The following is a 13719-nucleotide window of genomic DNA, read 5'->3' as shown; positions in this document are numbered from 1 at the left end:
GCACTCCTTCACCACCCTCTCACGCGCGGGCCGTCATGGCCGTCTGTATGATCGCGTTTCATGCGTTATGAGACCATTCCAGCGACGCGGAGAACTTTGCTCATCGTTCCTTGTTCGATAGCAACGATATTATACCCCTTTTTTGTTGCATGGTGCACAAAGAATGTGGCTTGATTCACGGCGCAGGCGGAAACTGTGCAGCGCCGTTGATCACCCCGCCTTCGATCAGTGGAACGCCCGTGTCGGTCAGAACATTGCCGTACACGTCGGTCACGCGAAAGGTGTAAGGTCCCGGTCCCATGCCGCTACTCGCCACGAAGTAGTTGTCCATCACGCGCGGCACGGTCTGCCATTGACCATCCGAACGCAGATACTCGAACCGGGCGACCGGATTGCGGTGATTGCGGATCTGCACCGCCGTCCACCATTGACTGCTGCCTTCTTTGAAACGATAGGCGATTGGTCCTGTCAACGCCGGACTCACGATGCGCCAGCGAATCGGAACGCGCCCGGCGGAGAGATCGGCGATGCGCGCGAACGCCTGGGGACTCATATCGACATCGCCGCGTGCGCATTCAGGGCACCGATCAACAATGCGCACCACGACCCTGCCCTTCGGACCAATGACTTCAATAAAGGTGCCACACAGCGCCGCATTGTCGTAGTCGGCATGGTTCATCGCCGCGACCATCAGGTCTTCTGGCGATGGATCGAAGGAGCAATTCCCCGTACCATCGGCGTTGTAGTACGTTCCTTCGCCGGTACGATAGGTCGCGTCACGGATAACGAGCGGCAGGTAGACGGTATAGGCGCCGTTCTGCGCTCCGACGACCGGAATGCCGCCTACGATCAGCAGCCATGCGCAGGCAAAAACAAGAATGCGAACGGGCATGTCACCTCCTGCCGGTCACGCCGGAAGATGGCAGGCATCGTCGATCCACGCTGGCTATGCGACCACCTGATGGAAGGGAATGTACGCGATGCCGTATATCTCGCCATATTTGCGCCACAGATACGCCAGGTACGGCTGCACATCGAGCGACCTGCCGGTCGCGCGGCGCAGGATGTCATCAGCGTCGAGAGCGCGCCCATAGCGGTAGACGTGTTCGCGCATCCATTCACGCAGCGTACCGAACTCACCGCGCCCGATCTGCTGCGGGATGTCGGGATGGTCACGCAATGCCGCTTCATACAATTGCGCACTCATGATATTCCCCAGGGTATACCCCTGGAATGCCCCGCCAATCAGACCGCCGTACCAGTGAACATCCTGCAACACCCCGTCGCGGTCATCCGGCGGCGTCACACCCAGATCGCTGCGATAGCGTTCGTGCCAGGCTTCGGGCAGGTCGCGCACAGCGAGCGTTCCTTCCAGCAGCGCCAGTTCCAGGTCGAAGCGCAGAATGACGTGCAGGTTGTAGGTGACTTCGTCCGCTTCGGTGCGAATGAGCGAACGCTGCACTTTATTGATGGCGCGGTAGAATGTTTCAAGCGACACGTGCCCCAACTGGTCGGGGAATGTCGCCTGGAGACGCGGATAGAAGTGCTCCCAGAACGGCAGGCTGCGCCCGACGATATTCTCCCACAGGCGCGACTGACTTTCGTGCATCCCGGCAGATGTGCCGGAAGCGAGGGGCGTACCCTCGAATTCGAGCGCGATCCCCTGCTCGTACATCGCGTGCCCTGCTTCGTGAATGGTGCTGAACAGCGCCGATCCGAGATCGTACTCATCGAAGCGGGTCGTGATCCGCACATCGTTCAGCGAGAATTTGGTCATGAACGGATGCAGCGTCTTATCCTGTCGTCCACGGGTGAAGTCGTACCCCAGGGCGGTAATGACCTCAACGCCGAATGCCAGTTGTTGCGCTTCGGGAAAGAACTGGCGCAGGCATGAATCATCGACAGGCGGTTGAGCGGTCACCTGCTCGACCAGCGGCAACAATCCCTGACGGAGTCCGGCAAAAACCTGTTTGATCGTCGCAGTGCGCATGCCATAATCCGCCATATCGATCAGCGGATCGGCGATATGGTCGTAGCCTGGAAAGAATTCCGCGAAGCGCCGACTGAGATCGAGCGTGCGTTCCAGGTAGGGCAGCACCGCCGCAATATCATTCGCCGGTCGGGCGCGCGACCAGACATCGTAACTGACAGCCATGTGCTGGTACAGTTCAGCCGTGAATGCGGCAGGAATCCGGGTCGCGCGCTCATAGTCGCGCCGTGCAACCCGAATGAGCGCCGCATCGGGCGAATCGGGCGGGAGCGACTCTTCATAGGGGCGCAACGCATCGAGCAAACGCCCGATCTGCGCGTCAGTTCGCTTCTCGTGCGCGATCCGTCCCAGGGTTGCCAGTTGACGTCCACGCGCAGTCGCGCCACCTGGCGGCATGTAGGTCGTCTGGTCCCAGTTCAGCAGCGCGGCAGCCATTTCCAGATCGTAGATTTCGTGGAGACGCGTCTTGAGTTCGGTTAGTTGCGGAGGTATATGCATAGTGAAACCTTATCTGGCTGCAACGTTCAACGTGCAACGACCTTCCCACCTTCATAATACCGGTCAAGAGGACGAGAACGCATATCAACCTGCAACGTTCAACGTGCAACAACCTTCCCACCTTATACCAGTCAAGAGGACGAGAACGCATATCAACCTGCAACGTTCAACGTGCAACAACCTTCCCACCTTCATAATACCGGTCAAGAGGACGAGAACGCATACCAACCTGCAACGTTCAACGTGCAACGACCTTCCCGCCTTCAACCTTCAACCTTCAACCCTCAACCCTCGCCCCTCTCGCCTCATCCCCTCTCGCCTCATCCCCTCACAACTTCTCGGCGACCGTCTTGGCTTGCAGGAAGAGCAGCAGATAATCCCGCCCGCCGGCTTTCGAGTCGGTGCCGGACATATTGAAACCGCCGAACGGATGGGCGCCGACCATTGCGCCGGTGATCTTGCGGTTGAAGTACAGGTTGCCAACATGGAACTCATCGCGGGCGCGCTCCAACCGTTCCCGCGAACGGGAATAGACGCCGCCGGTGAGACCATACTCGGTATTGTTCGCAATCGCCAGCGCCTCATCGAAGTCGCGCGCTTTGATGAACGCCAGCACCGGACCGAAAATCTCCTCCTGGGCGATACGCGCATTGGGGTCCACATCGGCGATGATCGTCGGCGGCACGAAATAGCCATCAGCGGGCGCGTCACCGCTGAACGCCAGCCGACCGCCTTCACGCTGCCCTTCCTCGATATACCGGCGAATCTTCTCCTGCGAACGTGCATCGATCACTGCACCCATGAACGTCCCGCGCTGTGCCGGATCGCCGACCGTCAACCCACCGGTCAACTCGATCACCCGGTCGAGCAACTCATTGTAGACCGGTTCGACGGCAACGACCCGCGAGCACGCCGAGCACTTCTGCCCCTGGAAACCGAACGCGGAGACGACAATCCCCGAAGCCGCCGCCTCCAGGTCCGCAGTTTCGTCCACGATGATCGTATCCTTGCCACCCATCTCAAGAATGGTGCGCTTAAGCCACTTCTGCCCCGGATGCACCTTTGCCGCACGCTCAAAGATGCGAAGCCCGACTTCCTTCGAGCCGGTGAAGCCGATGAAGCGCGTCAGGGGATGATCGACCAGCGCATCACCGACGCTGCTGCCGGGACCGGGGAGGTAATTGACCACGCCGGGCGGTAAACCGCATTCTTCCAGGATTTCCATAAACTTTGCTGCAATGATCGGCGCGGTCGAAGCCGGTTTGAGCACAATCGTATTGCCGGCAACAACCGGCGCCGTCACCAGACCAACCATAATGGCAAGCGGGAAATTCCATGGCGGGATCGCCACGCCTGCACCGAGCGGAATATACGTCAGCCGGTCATCCTCGCCAGGGATGGGGTAGAGCGGCTGCGGCTCGCTCAGGCGCAGCATTTCGCGCGCATAGAATTCGCAAAAGTCAATCGCTTCGGCAACATCGGCGTCCGCCTCGGACCAACTCTTGCTGACCTCGTACACAATCCAGGCATTCAACTCAAAGCGACGCGCACGCATGGCAGCCGCAGCCTTCAACAACAGATCGACACGCTGCTCGACCGGCGCACGACGCCATTCGGCAAAGCGGCGGTGCGCCGTCTCGATCGCGCGCTGCGCCAGAGCGACATCGGCGCTCGCCGCATACCCGACCACTTCGGCAGGTCGCGCCGGGTTGACCGATGCTATGGTTTCGCTGGTGGCGATCCGTTCGCCGTCGATAATCAGCGGATAGGTGCGACCGAACTGCGCCCGGACGTGCGCCAGCGCCTGCTCCATGGCAGCGATATTGGCGGGATCGTTAAAGTCGGTGTACGGTTCATTTCGGAATGGGGGGAGGTCCATCGTCTTCCTCCTGTGGTTCGTTCTCCTGCAAGGCATTATACACGACTCACCGCTGCGTGCGCCCGGATGGTGATCGACGTCAGGTGCAACGCAAACTGAGATTCGGTTGCAACCTGATCGTTCATGTGAACGTAGGACTTCATGTGGAGCAGATAGAGGAAAGGGAAAGGAGAGTGACATGGCGCGGATGTCCCGCAGAATCAGGATCATCGCCGTGATCAGCGCGCTGGCGCTGCTCGGCGCGCTGGGGCTGGGGTTCGCCCTGTTGCGCCCGGCGGAGGAAGAGAACCCGCCAGCACCGCGCGCCCGCGCCTATCCAAAAGGGGGTTCGCCCTGTTGCGCCCGGCGGAGGAAGAGAATCCCTGGGAGTTTCTCGGTCCGGCCGACGATGACGTGACATCGCTGGTATTTGATCCGACGACGCCGACCACGCTGTATGCAGCAACCCGGTTCCGCGGCGTCTACAAAAGTGAGGATGGCGGCACCACCTGGCGGTATCTTCGCGGGTCAGGCTTCAGAGGAAGATCGCTCGCTATCGCCTCGACGACACCGACCACGCTGTATGTCTATGGCGAGAGAGGCGTGTACAAGAGCGCAGACGGCGGGGAAACCTGGCGCGCGGTCAACCGGGGGTTGGAGTTGGGGGAATGGAATTGGGTGTCTGCGCTGTCCATCGACCCGACGAACCCCCGCGTAGTCTTCGCCGGAACCGACACCGGCGTGTACAAGAGTGAAAACGGCGGGGAAAGCTGGCGCAAGGCCGAGGGATATTTCCCAGAGATAAATGCGCTGTCCATCGACCCGACGAACTCGCAGGTGATCGTCGCTGGAACCCGCAATGGCGTGTACAAGAGTACAGACGGCGGGGAAACCTGGGACAGGATCAGCACATGGAGAGCGAATGCACTGTCCATCGACCCGGCGAACCCCCAGGTGATCGTCGCCAGAACCGACAAAGGCGTGATCAGAAGCGCGGACGGCGGAGCGACCTGGCGCGCCGCAGACGGTCTGCCAGCAAAGAAAATGTCGAGCCTGTTGCGCGCTCCAACCGGAGTGATGTACGTGAGCGATTGGGAAGACTGTTCGCACCTGTACCGTAGCACTGACGGCGGCGCTACCTGGAACAGGGTCGACATTATCGAAATTCTGCTCGCGTCTCCGCTTGATCGCTGTCCGGGGGGCGCGGGGAGTAAGCTTCTCCTGCTGGCGGTCGATCCGAACGCGCCAGCGACGCTCTATGCTTCTGTTTCATTCTCAGGTCTCTCAGGTCTCTTGCGCAGCAGCGATGGCGGCGTCTCCTGGCGACCTGCCGGGTTGCCTCGCACCGTCCGGAGCCTGGCGCTGACACCGTCATCGCTCTATGCGGGCACGAGTGGGGGCGGGGTGTACCGCAGCGATGATCGCGGTCTCACCTGGCGCGCCGCCAGCGAAGGATTGACCGGCTTTGATGTCTTCGAGCTGGCGGTCGACCCGACCACGCCGACGACCCTGTACGCTGCAACCGATAATGGGGTGCACAAAAGCGATGATAGCGGCCTCACCTGGCGCGCCGTCGGGTTGTCCGGTCAGCGGGTTTGGACGCTGGCGGTCATCCCGACCACGCCGACCACGCTGTATGCGGGCGTCGGCTATGGCGACGAACCCGGCGTGTACAAAAGCACGGACGGCGGGGAAACCTGGCGCGCCGCCGGGCTGCCCGGTCAGCGGGTTCTGACACTGGCGGTCGATCCGACCACGCCGACCACGCTGTATGCAGGCGTCCGGGAAGGGGGCGTGCAGCGCAGCGACGATGGCGGCGCGACCTGGCGCGCCGTCGGGTTGCCGGGTCGGTCGGTACGGGCGCTGGCGATCCATCCCGTCGAACCCGCAACCCTGTATGCGGGAACGGACGATCGCGGGCAGGACGCGCTCTTCCGCAGCGCCGATGGCGGCGCCACCTGGAGCGAGAGCATCAGGACGACTGGCATAATTGCCGTGGTCATCGACCCGAACGCGCCAGCGACAGTGTACGCTGCGAATGAGAACGGAGAGATACTCAGAAGTACAGATGGCGGCGCCACCTGGAGCTATTATCCGATATGGAGCCATTATCCGATATTGACTGCGACGCCCCTATCCCTGCTCCTGGTCACCGACCCGGCGCAACCGCCGACCATCTATGTCGGAACGCTCATCAGCGGCGTGCAGCGACTGGCGATTGATAAGGCGCGCTGGGCGCCGTATCCGTAATCGGGCGGCGCGCGGGGTGGCGGCGCGGCGCGGACGATGCCGCGATTGGACCAGACTACTTATGGGAATTGAGAATTGAATCCGTATGCGCCTCTTGCCGTCGGGCTGATGGGGATTGAGAATTTATTCCGCTATACCGCGCTAGCCGTGGGGCTGAAGCCCTCGGCTATGCAAGGCAAAGCCCGCCTGCGCGGGCTATACCGGATTATTTCTTCAAAGACCATAAGCCCTCGGCTATCCAGGGCGAAGCCCGCCTGCGCGGGCTAGACCGGATTATTGATTCTAAAGACCACTTCAGCAGGTCGCATCGGGCTGACCGACGCAACGGGCGGGGCGGCGCGATCCCTTCGCCGTCGATCATCAGCAGACGAGCCGGACCGGACTGCACCCACACGAAGATCGCCGCCGCCAGTGCAACGTAAACTGAGATTTGGTCGCAACCGAGTCGTTCATGGTAGACGCAGGACTTATTGTGGAGCAGATGGAGGAAAGGAGAGAGATATGGCGCGTCTGTCACGCACAACCCGGCTTATCGTCGCGCTCGGCGCACTGGCGCTGCTCGGCGCGCTGGGACTGGGGTTCACCCTGTTGCGCCCGGCGGAGGAAGAGAATCCCTGGGAGTTTCTCGGTCCGGCCAACGATGACGTGACATCGCTGGTGTTCGACCCGACGACGCCGACCACGCTGTATGCAGCAACCTGGTTCCGCGGCGTATACAAAAGTGAGGACGGTGGCACGACCTGGCGGTATCTTCGCGGGTCAGGCTTCAGAGGAAGATCGCTCGCTATCGCCTCGACGACACCGACCACGCTGTATGTCTATGGCGAGAGAGGCGTGTACAAGAGCGCAGACGGCGGGGAAACCTGGCGCGCGGTCAACCGGGGGTTGGAGTTGGGGGAATGGAATTGGGTGTCTGCGCTGTCCATCGACCCGACGAACCCCCGCGTGGTCTTCGCCGGAACCCGCAATGGCGTGTACAAGAGTGAAAACGGCGGGGACACCTGGCGCAAGGTCGCGGGATCTGTCACAGAGATAAACGCGCTGTCCATCGACCCGACAAACCCCCGCGTGGTCTTCGCCGAAACTGGCACTGGCGTGTACAAGAGTGACGACGGCGGGGAAACCTGGGGCAGGATCAGCACATGGAGAGCGAATGCACTGTCCATTGACCCGGCGAACCCCCAGGTGATCGTCGCCGCAGTCAGTGATGGCGTGTACAAGAGCGCAGACGGCGGGGAAACCTGGCACGCCGCAGACGGTCTGCCAGGAATGAGCGTGTTGAGCCTGTTGCGCGCTCCGACTGGGGTGATGTACGCGACCAATGCGAGGTCCCTTTACCGCAGCGCTGACGGCGGCGCCACCTGGAGCGAGATCGAAGTCGCTACGCCTGTTTTTCGTTCGGGTACGCTTCGCGAAGAGGTTTCTTTCGGTGGGGTTTCACTTCGCCTGCTGGCAGTCGATCCAACCGCACCGGCGACGCTCTACGCCAAGCGCACGCTTAGCCTTTTCAGCGGCGGTCTCTGGCGCAGCAGCGATGGCGGCGTCTCCTGGCAGCCTGCCGGGTTGGGTTCCATCATTCTGAGCCTGGCGCAGACGCCGTCGGCGCTCTACGTGGGAACGTATGTGGGCGGGGTGTACCGCAGCGATGATCGCGGTCTCACCTGGCGCGCCGCCAGCGACGGGCTGACCGGCTTCGATATCTTCGCGCTGGCGGTCGACCCGACCACGCCGACGACCCTGTACGCTGCAACCGATAATGGGGTGCACAAAAGCGATGATAGCGGCCTCACCTGGCGCGCCGTCGGTTTGCCCGGTCAGTTGGTACAGGCGCTGTCCGTGATCCCGACCACGCCGACCACGCTGTATGCGGGCGTCGGCTATGGCGACGAACCCGGCGTGTACAAAAGCACGGACGGCGGGGAAACCTGGCGCGCCATCGGGTTGCCCGGTCAGCGGATCCTGACACTGGCGGTCGATCCGACCACGCCGACCACGCTGTATGCAGGCGTCCGAGAAGGGGGCGTGCAGCGCAGCGACGATGGCGGGGAGACCTGGCGCGCCGTCGGGTTGCCCGGTCGGTCGGTACAGGCGCTGGCGATCCATCCCGTCGAACCTGCAACCCTGTATGCGGGAACAGACGATCGCGGGGAGAACGCGCTCTTCCGCAGCGCCGATGGCGGCGCCACCTGGAGCGAGAGCGTCAGGACGGATTCCGGCATAACTGCCGTGGTCATCGACCCGAACGCGCCAGCGACGGTGTACGCTGCGAGTGAGATGCTTCTCAGAAGTACAGATGGCGGCGCCACCTGGAGCAGGGAGAAGGGTTCTTCGCTATTTCGGAGCCCCTCCTTCCTGCTCCTGGTCACCGACCCGGCGCAACCGCCGGCAATCTACGGCGCGTCCATCAGCGGCGTGTGGCGGCTGGCAATCGAGAAGGCGCGCTGGGCGCCGTATCCGTAATCGGGCGGCGGGCGGCTCTCAGGGGTAGAGTTCCTGGAAGTGATGAGCGGTGTTCTGCGTTCTCCACGCTTTTGCCCCTCATCCCCCCCAACCCCCTTCTCCCACACGGGAGAAGGGGGAGTTTGGTCTTCCTGATGCCCTGAAACGGGCGATGGCACGCCGGGGTTTTCCAAAAAATCTATCCCTGTGAGGTAGCGCGCGAGGATTGCGGCACGCCGGATGGTTGCGCTGCGGATCGGCGCGGACAATGCCGCCGTCACGCACGCGGCGATTTCTTTTCGGGTGTGGTCGGGGCGGCAGGTCGGGCGGCGTCGCTCACCGCCGCCCCCCACCCGGTCGTCCCACAAGCTGGGGGCAAGGAAAATCCTCAAGACCCCTGGTCGTAAGTTACTTCTTTCCATCCTTGACACCATCACGATCTCGGATATAATCGTTTAGAAATTATAAAAATCTCCGCGCTCTCCTTCATACCTTGCCCATGCAGCGCCCGGAGTCTTGATATGTCATCCACACGAGCGAACAGGGTCAGTCCGCCAACCGTCACGCAGTACGTGATCGAAACCGTGCGCGCCGATATTCTGAGTGGACGGTATCCTATGAACTCACGGCTCGATCAGCAGGCAATCGCCGCCGAACTCGGCGTCAGCATCATCCCCGTGCGCGAGTGCCTGCGGCAACTCAAGGGTTGGTGCAGATTTCACCCCGACGTGGCGTGTTCGTCATCGAGTTGTCGATCGACGAGTTCCGCGAGATCTACAGCATCCGCGAAGTGCTCGAAGAACTGGCGATTCAGCAGGCGCTGCCGCACATGACCCCGGCGCACCTCGACTATGTCAGCCAGATCAACGCACGTTTCATTCAGGCGATCCAGGACCGGGCATTCGCAACGGCGCTGGAGATCAACCAGGAGTTTCACCTCGCGCTGTATGAACCGGCGCAGCAACCGTTGCTGATCGACCTGATTTCAAGCCTGTCGACCCGCTCGATGCGCTACCGGCAGATCTATGTCAATCTGCCCAACCGGGCGCAGCAGGCGATTGTCGATCACGAGACCATCCTCGCCGCCTGCCGCAACTGGGATGTCGTTGCGGCAGGTCAGGCGGTGCGCAGCCATCTCCGCCGCACCCTGGAAGGGGTGCTTGCCACCCTCAAAGTATCGCCCGAATCTGATCACCATCCTTCAGACTGTTCGTAAGATGGAGTTTCAACAGGAGGTCAACGTATGACACATCACACGTTCCGCCGACAGATGCTCTGGGCTATGCTGGGTGCGTGGATTGTTGCGCTCGCGGTGGGTGCATGCGGTCAGGCGCCAGCTGCACCGGCGCCGACGACCGCACCGGCTGCGCCGACGACCGCACCGGCTGCGCCGACGACCGCACCGGCTGCGCCACAGGGAGCGCCGATCAAGATCGGTTGCTCCCTGCCATTGACCGGCGCCTTCGCCGACACCGGCGTCTGGGTGCAGCGCGGGTACGAACAATGGGCGGAGGATGTCAACGCTGCGGGCGGGTTGCTCGGTCGTCCGGTCGAACTGACAATCTACGACGACGAGAGCAAAACCGAGAACGCGGTCAATCTCCTCAACCGCGTTATCTCGGTCGATCAGGCGGATCTGTTGTGCGGCGGGTATCCTGGCACCGCCGCCGCCGCGCAGATGGCAGTCGCCGAAAAGAACCAGAAGGTCTATGTATCGATGGGCGGGCACATGGCGTCCTTCTCGCAGGGGTTCACCTATGTCTTTGGCGCGCCGCCGCTGATGGGGCAGTGGTGGTACGAAGGATTGTACGGATGGCTTGCCTCGCTCCCCGAAGCGGAACGACCAAAGAAGGCAGCGGTCTTCACCATCAACAATCCGGTCGGCGCTGCCATTCTGGAACCAATGCCGGAAAAACTGAGCGCCCTCGGCATTGAGATTGTTGTGAATGAGCGGTATGATGTGCCGTTGACCGATGCGGCGCCGCTGGTGACGAAAGCAAAAGGGGCGGAAGCGGACATCTTCTTCGCCAACGGCTTCTTCCCCGACAGCGTACAGATTGTGAAGGCAATGCGCGCCCTCGACTACAACCCCAAACTGATCGCTCAGGGGGTCGGATCGATCATTCCTGCCTGGGTGCAGGAGTTGGGCGCGGATGGATACTACGTCTTCTCCGGCACCGCTGTCCACCCGTCGTTGCCGTTCGAGGGCATTTCCCGGCTGAATGAGGTTGCCAGGGCGAAATACAATGCGCCGGTTGCGCCGATCTACTTTATCTTCGGCTATGCCTGGATGCAGGCATTGCAACGCGGCGTCGAAGGCGCGCAGACCCTCGATCAGACCGCCATCCGCGACTGGTTGAAGGCAAACCAGATCACCACGGTCGCCGGAACATTCACCTTCGACGAGCGCGGTCTGCCGCCGCCGTACAACTATCTGACCCAGGTGATCGACGGCAAAGTGGAACTGATCTGGCCGCCCGACGTGCGCACAAAAGAACCGATCTATCCCAAACCGGCGTGGGGGCAGTAGACGGCGATGCTCTACGAACTGGCGCAATCGCTTACCGGTGGCTTGCTGATCGGCGGCGCGCTGGCGGTGTTGAGCGTGGGCTTCAGCATGGCATGGGGCATAACCCATGTGCTCAACGTGGCGCACTGCGCCTTTGCGGTGCTGGCTGCCTATCTTGGCTATTGGGCGCTCAACCGGTGGGGGATCGACCCGCTGCTGGCGCTGCCGGTCATGCTCCCGACATTCTTTCTGCTTGGCGTGGCGATGCACACGCTGCTGATCCGGGCAACGGCGCGACGTGCGCACGACCTCGGTCTGGCAACGATGGTGCTGACCTTCGGACTGGGCATTGTGATTGAGAACGGCATGCTCCTCGCCTGGACACCCGACCCGCGGGTGCTGAAGACGGCGTATAGCGCCTTGACGCTACGGGTCGGTCCGGTGATCGTTCAGGCGCCGCATCTGATTGCGTTTGGTCTGGCGGTCGTCACCATCGGCGCATTGTACCTCTTCGCCGAGCGCACGTTTATGGGGAAGGCGGTGCGCGCAGTATGGCAGCAACCCATGGGCGCGGCGTTATCGGGGATCGATCTGGATCGGGTCACGACCATCGCATATGGGATGGCGGTCGCAACGGCGGCGGTTGGCGGTGTGGCGATGTCGTTGCTCTACACCTTCGACCCCGCCACGCATCTGAGCTGGCTGGTCTACGTCTTTCTGGTCGTCATTCTGGGCGGGGTCGGCAGTATTCTGGGATCGGCGCTTGCGGGATTGATCATCGGTCTGATTATCGGTATCAGCAGTGTGTTCATCCCGCTGGCGTGGAATAATCTCGTGCTGTTTGGACTGTTGATTGTGCTGCTGCTTCTGCGTCCGCAAGGATTGCTGCAACGGTAGAGCAGGTGACGAGGATGCGCCGTGGTGCACTGCGATCATTCGGTTTGCCGGCGCCGGATGCGTTGATCGGCATCGGGGTTGCGCTGGCGCTCGCCGCCGTGCCGCTCGCCGGGCCGGGCATCTATCTGCTCGGCTTTCTGTTCACCATTTTCATGTATGGTGCACTGGCGGGCAGCTGGAATATCATCGGCGGGTATGCCGGGTACCTGAGTTTCGGCCACGCGGCGTTCTTCGGGTTGGGAGCGTACACCACGGCGCTGCTCCTGTTCTATTTTGGCTGGTCGCCGTTTCTGACATTGCCGATTGCAGGGGTGCTCGCGGCGCTGTTTGCCGCGCTGGTCGGCTACCCCTGCCTGCGCCTGCGTGGACCGTACTTCAGCCTGGTGACGCTCATCCTGGGGCTGGCAATGTAGTCCCTGACGCTCAACCTGCCGTTCACCCAGGGGTCGAGCGGGCTGTTTCTCCCATTTCTGCGCGTTGACATTTATACCAGTCACGTGATCTTCTACGAAGTGATGCTGGGGCTGCTGATCATCGTCACGGCGGTTCTGCGACAGATCACGCGCACGAAGATGGGTGTCGGGCTGACTGCCATCCGCGAGGACGAAGATGCTGCCGGAACGCTCGGCGTCGATGCGACGCGCCTCAAGTTGCAGGCATTCATGCTCAGCGCTTTCTTGACGGGTCTTATTGGTGGCGTGTATTCTTACTACAAGAGTTATCTCGATCCGTCATTTGTCTTCGCAACATCGATCTCAATAACGATTGTGCTGATGGCGCTCTTCGGCGGTCGGCTGGCATGGTACGGTCCGCTGGTCGGCGCAGTTGTGATCTCGATCGTCAACGAAATGCTGACAACGCATGCGCCGCCGCAAACCGCGCGGATCGTGTTCGGTGTGCTGCTGATCGGCGTCATCATGTTTCTGCCGGACGGGTTAATGTCTATCGCTCAGCGTCATCTTCCGACGCTTGCAGTACGGCGTGCGCGGCATCCGGCAACGCGCGACGAGGTGGCATAGGGCGAGGACGCTTCCGAAGACCAGGTGATGGTCACCCCGGAAGCGGGGCAGGAACGGTGCAGGTGAGCGTCACTGTCCGAGACGAGGGCGATGCTGCAGGCATCCAGACTCCTCCTGTTCCCCCGGTGGGAGAAGGAGAGCGAGGGGATGCTCTCACGTGTAGATTTTGGCAAGTCCCTGAGTTGCATCGCCTGTTCCGGTCATTGGGACGCCTGAACTCCCCCTTCTCCCCTTGTGGGAGACGGGGGCAGGGGGGACG

9 protein-coding genes and 1 pseudogene are annotated in these 13719 nt (G+C 61.7%); 7 read left to right on the top strand and 3 right to left on the bottom strand.

The window, feature by feature from the left end; genetic code table 11:
• Positions 1-175 precede the first annotated feature (175 nt).
• From ROSERS_RS08015 to pruA, 3 genes are all read right to left on the bottom strand, one after another.
• The gene (locus tag ROSERS_RS08015; protein ID WP_011956291.1) at positions 176-892 is read right to left on the bottom strand and encodes an expansin EXLX1 family cellulose-binding protein; all 717 of its coding nucleotides are present in this window, start codon (positions 890-892) and stop codon (positions 176-178) included.
• A gap of 54 nt (positions 893-946) precedes the next feature.
• On the bottom strand, positions 947-2488 hold the full coding sequence (locus tag ROSERS_RS08010) for a carboxypeptidase M32 (protein WP_011956290.1): 1542 nt from the start codon (positions 2486-2488) through the stop codon (positions 947-949).
• 328 nt (positions 2489-2816) lie between these two features.
• Positions 2817-4367 (bottom strand): L-glutamate gamma-semialdehyde dehydrogenase, encoded by a 1551-nt coding sequence (gene pruA / locus ROSERS_RS08005; protein ID WP_011956289.1) that lies wholly within the window; start codon positions 4365-4367, stop codon positions 2817-2819.
• A gap of 336 nt (positions 4368-4703) precedes the next feature.
• Here pruA and ROSERS_RS08000 point away from each other — a divergent pair, with 336 nt between their 5' ends.
• From ROSERS_RS08000 to ROSERS_RS24035, 7 genes and pseudogenes are all read left to right on the top strand, one after another.
• Positions 4704-6596: a VPS10 domain-containing protein gene (locus ROSERS_RS08000; RefSeq protein ID WP_011956288.1), complete on the top strand. Its 1893-nt coding sequence runs from the start codon at positions 4704-4706 to the stop codon at positions 6594-6596.
• 501 nt (positions 6597-7097) lie between these two features.
• A complete protein-coding gene (locus ROSERS_RS07995) occupies positions 7098-9056 on the top strand; it encodes a sialidase family protein (protein ID WP_011956287.1) in 1959 nt (652 codons plus the stop codon).
• A gap of 500 nt (positions 9057-9556) precedes the next feature.
• The gene (locus ROSERS_RS27335) at positions 9557-9868 is read left to right on the top strand and encodes a GntR family transcriptional regulator (RefSeq protein ID WP_083763274.1); all 312 of its coding nucleotides are present in this window, start codon (positions 9557-9559) and stop codon (positions 9866-9868) included.
• Positions 9751-10251 carry a GntR family transcriptional regulator gene (locus ROSERS_RS07985; RefSeq protein ID WP_442969654.1) on the top strand — a complete coding sequence of 167 codons (501 nt, stop codon included), beginning with the start codon at positions 9751-9753 and terminating at the stop codon, positions 10249-10251. Before ROSERS_RS27335 ends, ROSERS_RS07985 begins: the two co-directional genes overlap by 118 nt.
• Positions 10252-10278: 27 nt before the next feature.
• A complete protein-coding gene (locus tag ROSERS_RS07980) occupies positions 10279-11565 on the top strand; it encodes an amino acid ABC transporter substrate-binding protein (RefSeq protein ID WP_011956285.1) in 1287 nt (428 codons plus the stop codon).
• Between the two features lie 6 nt (positions 11566-11571).
• The gene (locus ROSERS_RS07975; RefSeq protein WP_011956284.1) at positions 11572-12441 is read left to right on the top strand and encodes a branched-chain amino acid ABC transporter permease; all 870 of its coding nucleotides are present in this window, start codon (positions 11572-11574) and stop codon (positions 12439-12441) included.
• Positions 12442-12455: 14 nt separating this feature from the next.
• A pseudogene (locus tag ROSERS_RS24035) lies at positions 12456-13460 on the top strand (branched-chain amino acid ABC transporter permease).
• Positions 13461-13719 lie beyond the last annotated feature (259 nt).

Source organism: Roseiflexus sp. RS-1, from assembly GCF_000016665.1.
Classification (GTDB): Bacteria; Chloroflexota; Chloroflexia; order Chloroflexales; family Roseiflexaceae; genus Roseiflexus.
This window is presented reverse-complemented; position numbering and strand designations above follow the sequence as displayed.

What these genes read in the sequence shown, in the direction of transcription:
- ROSERS_RS07975 (WP_011956284.1), top strand. Translation starts at nt 11,572, where the DNA reads ATGCTCTACGAACTGGCGCAATCGCTTACCGGTGGCTTGCTGATCGGC.
- ROSERS_RS27335 (WP_083763274.1), top strand. Translation starts at nt 9,557, where the DNA reads ATGTCATCCACACGAGCGAACAGGGTCAGTCCGCCAACCGTCACGCAG.
- ROSERS_RS07980 (WP_011956285.1), top strand. Translation starts at nt 10,279, where the DNA reads ATGACACATCACACGTTCCGCCGACAGATGCTCTGGGCTATGCTGGGT.
- ROSERS_RS08015 (WP_011956291.1), bottom strand. Translation starts at nt 892, where the DNA reads ATGCCCGTTCGCATTCTTGTTTTTGCCTGCGCATGGCTGCTGATCGTA.
- pruA (WP_011956289.1), bottom strand. Translation starts at nt 4,367, where the DNA reads ATGGACCTCCCCCCATTCCGAAATGAACCGTACACCGACTTTAACGAT.
- ROSERS_RS07995 (WP_011956287.1), top strand. Translation starts at nt 7,098, where the DNA reads ATGGCGCGTCTGTCACGCACAACCCGGCTTATCGTCGCGCTCGGCGCA.
- ROSERS_RS08010 (WP_011956290.1), bottom strand. Translation starts at nt 2,488, where the DNA reads ATGCATATACCTCCGCAACTAACCGAACTCAAGACGCGTCTCCACGAA.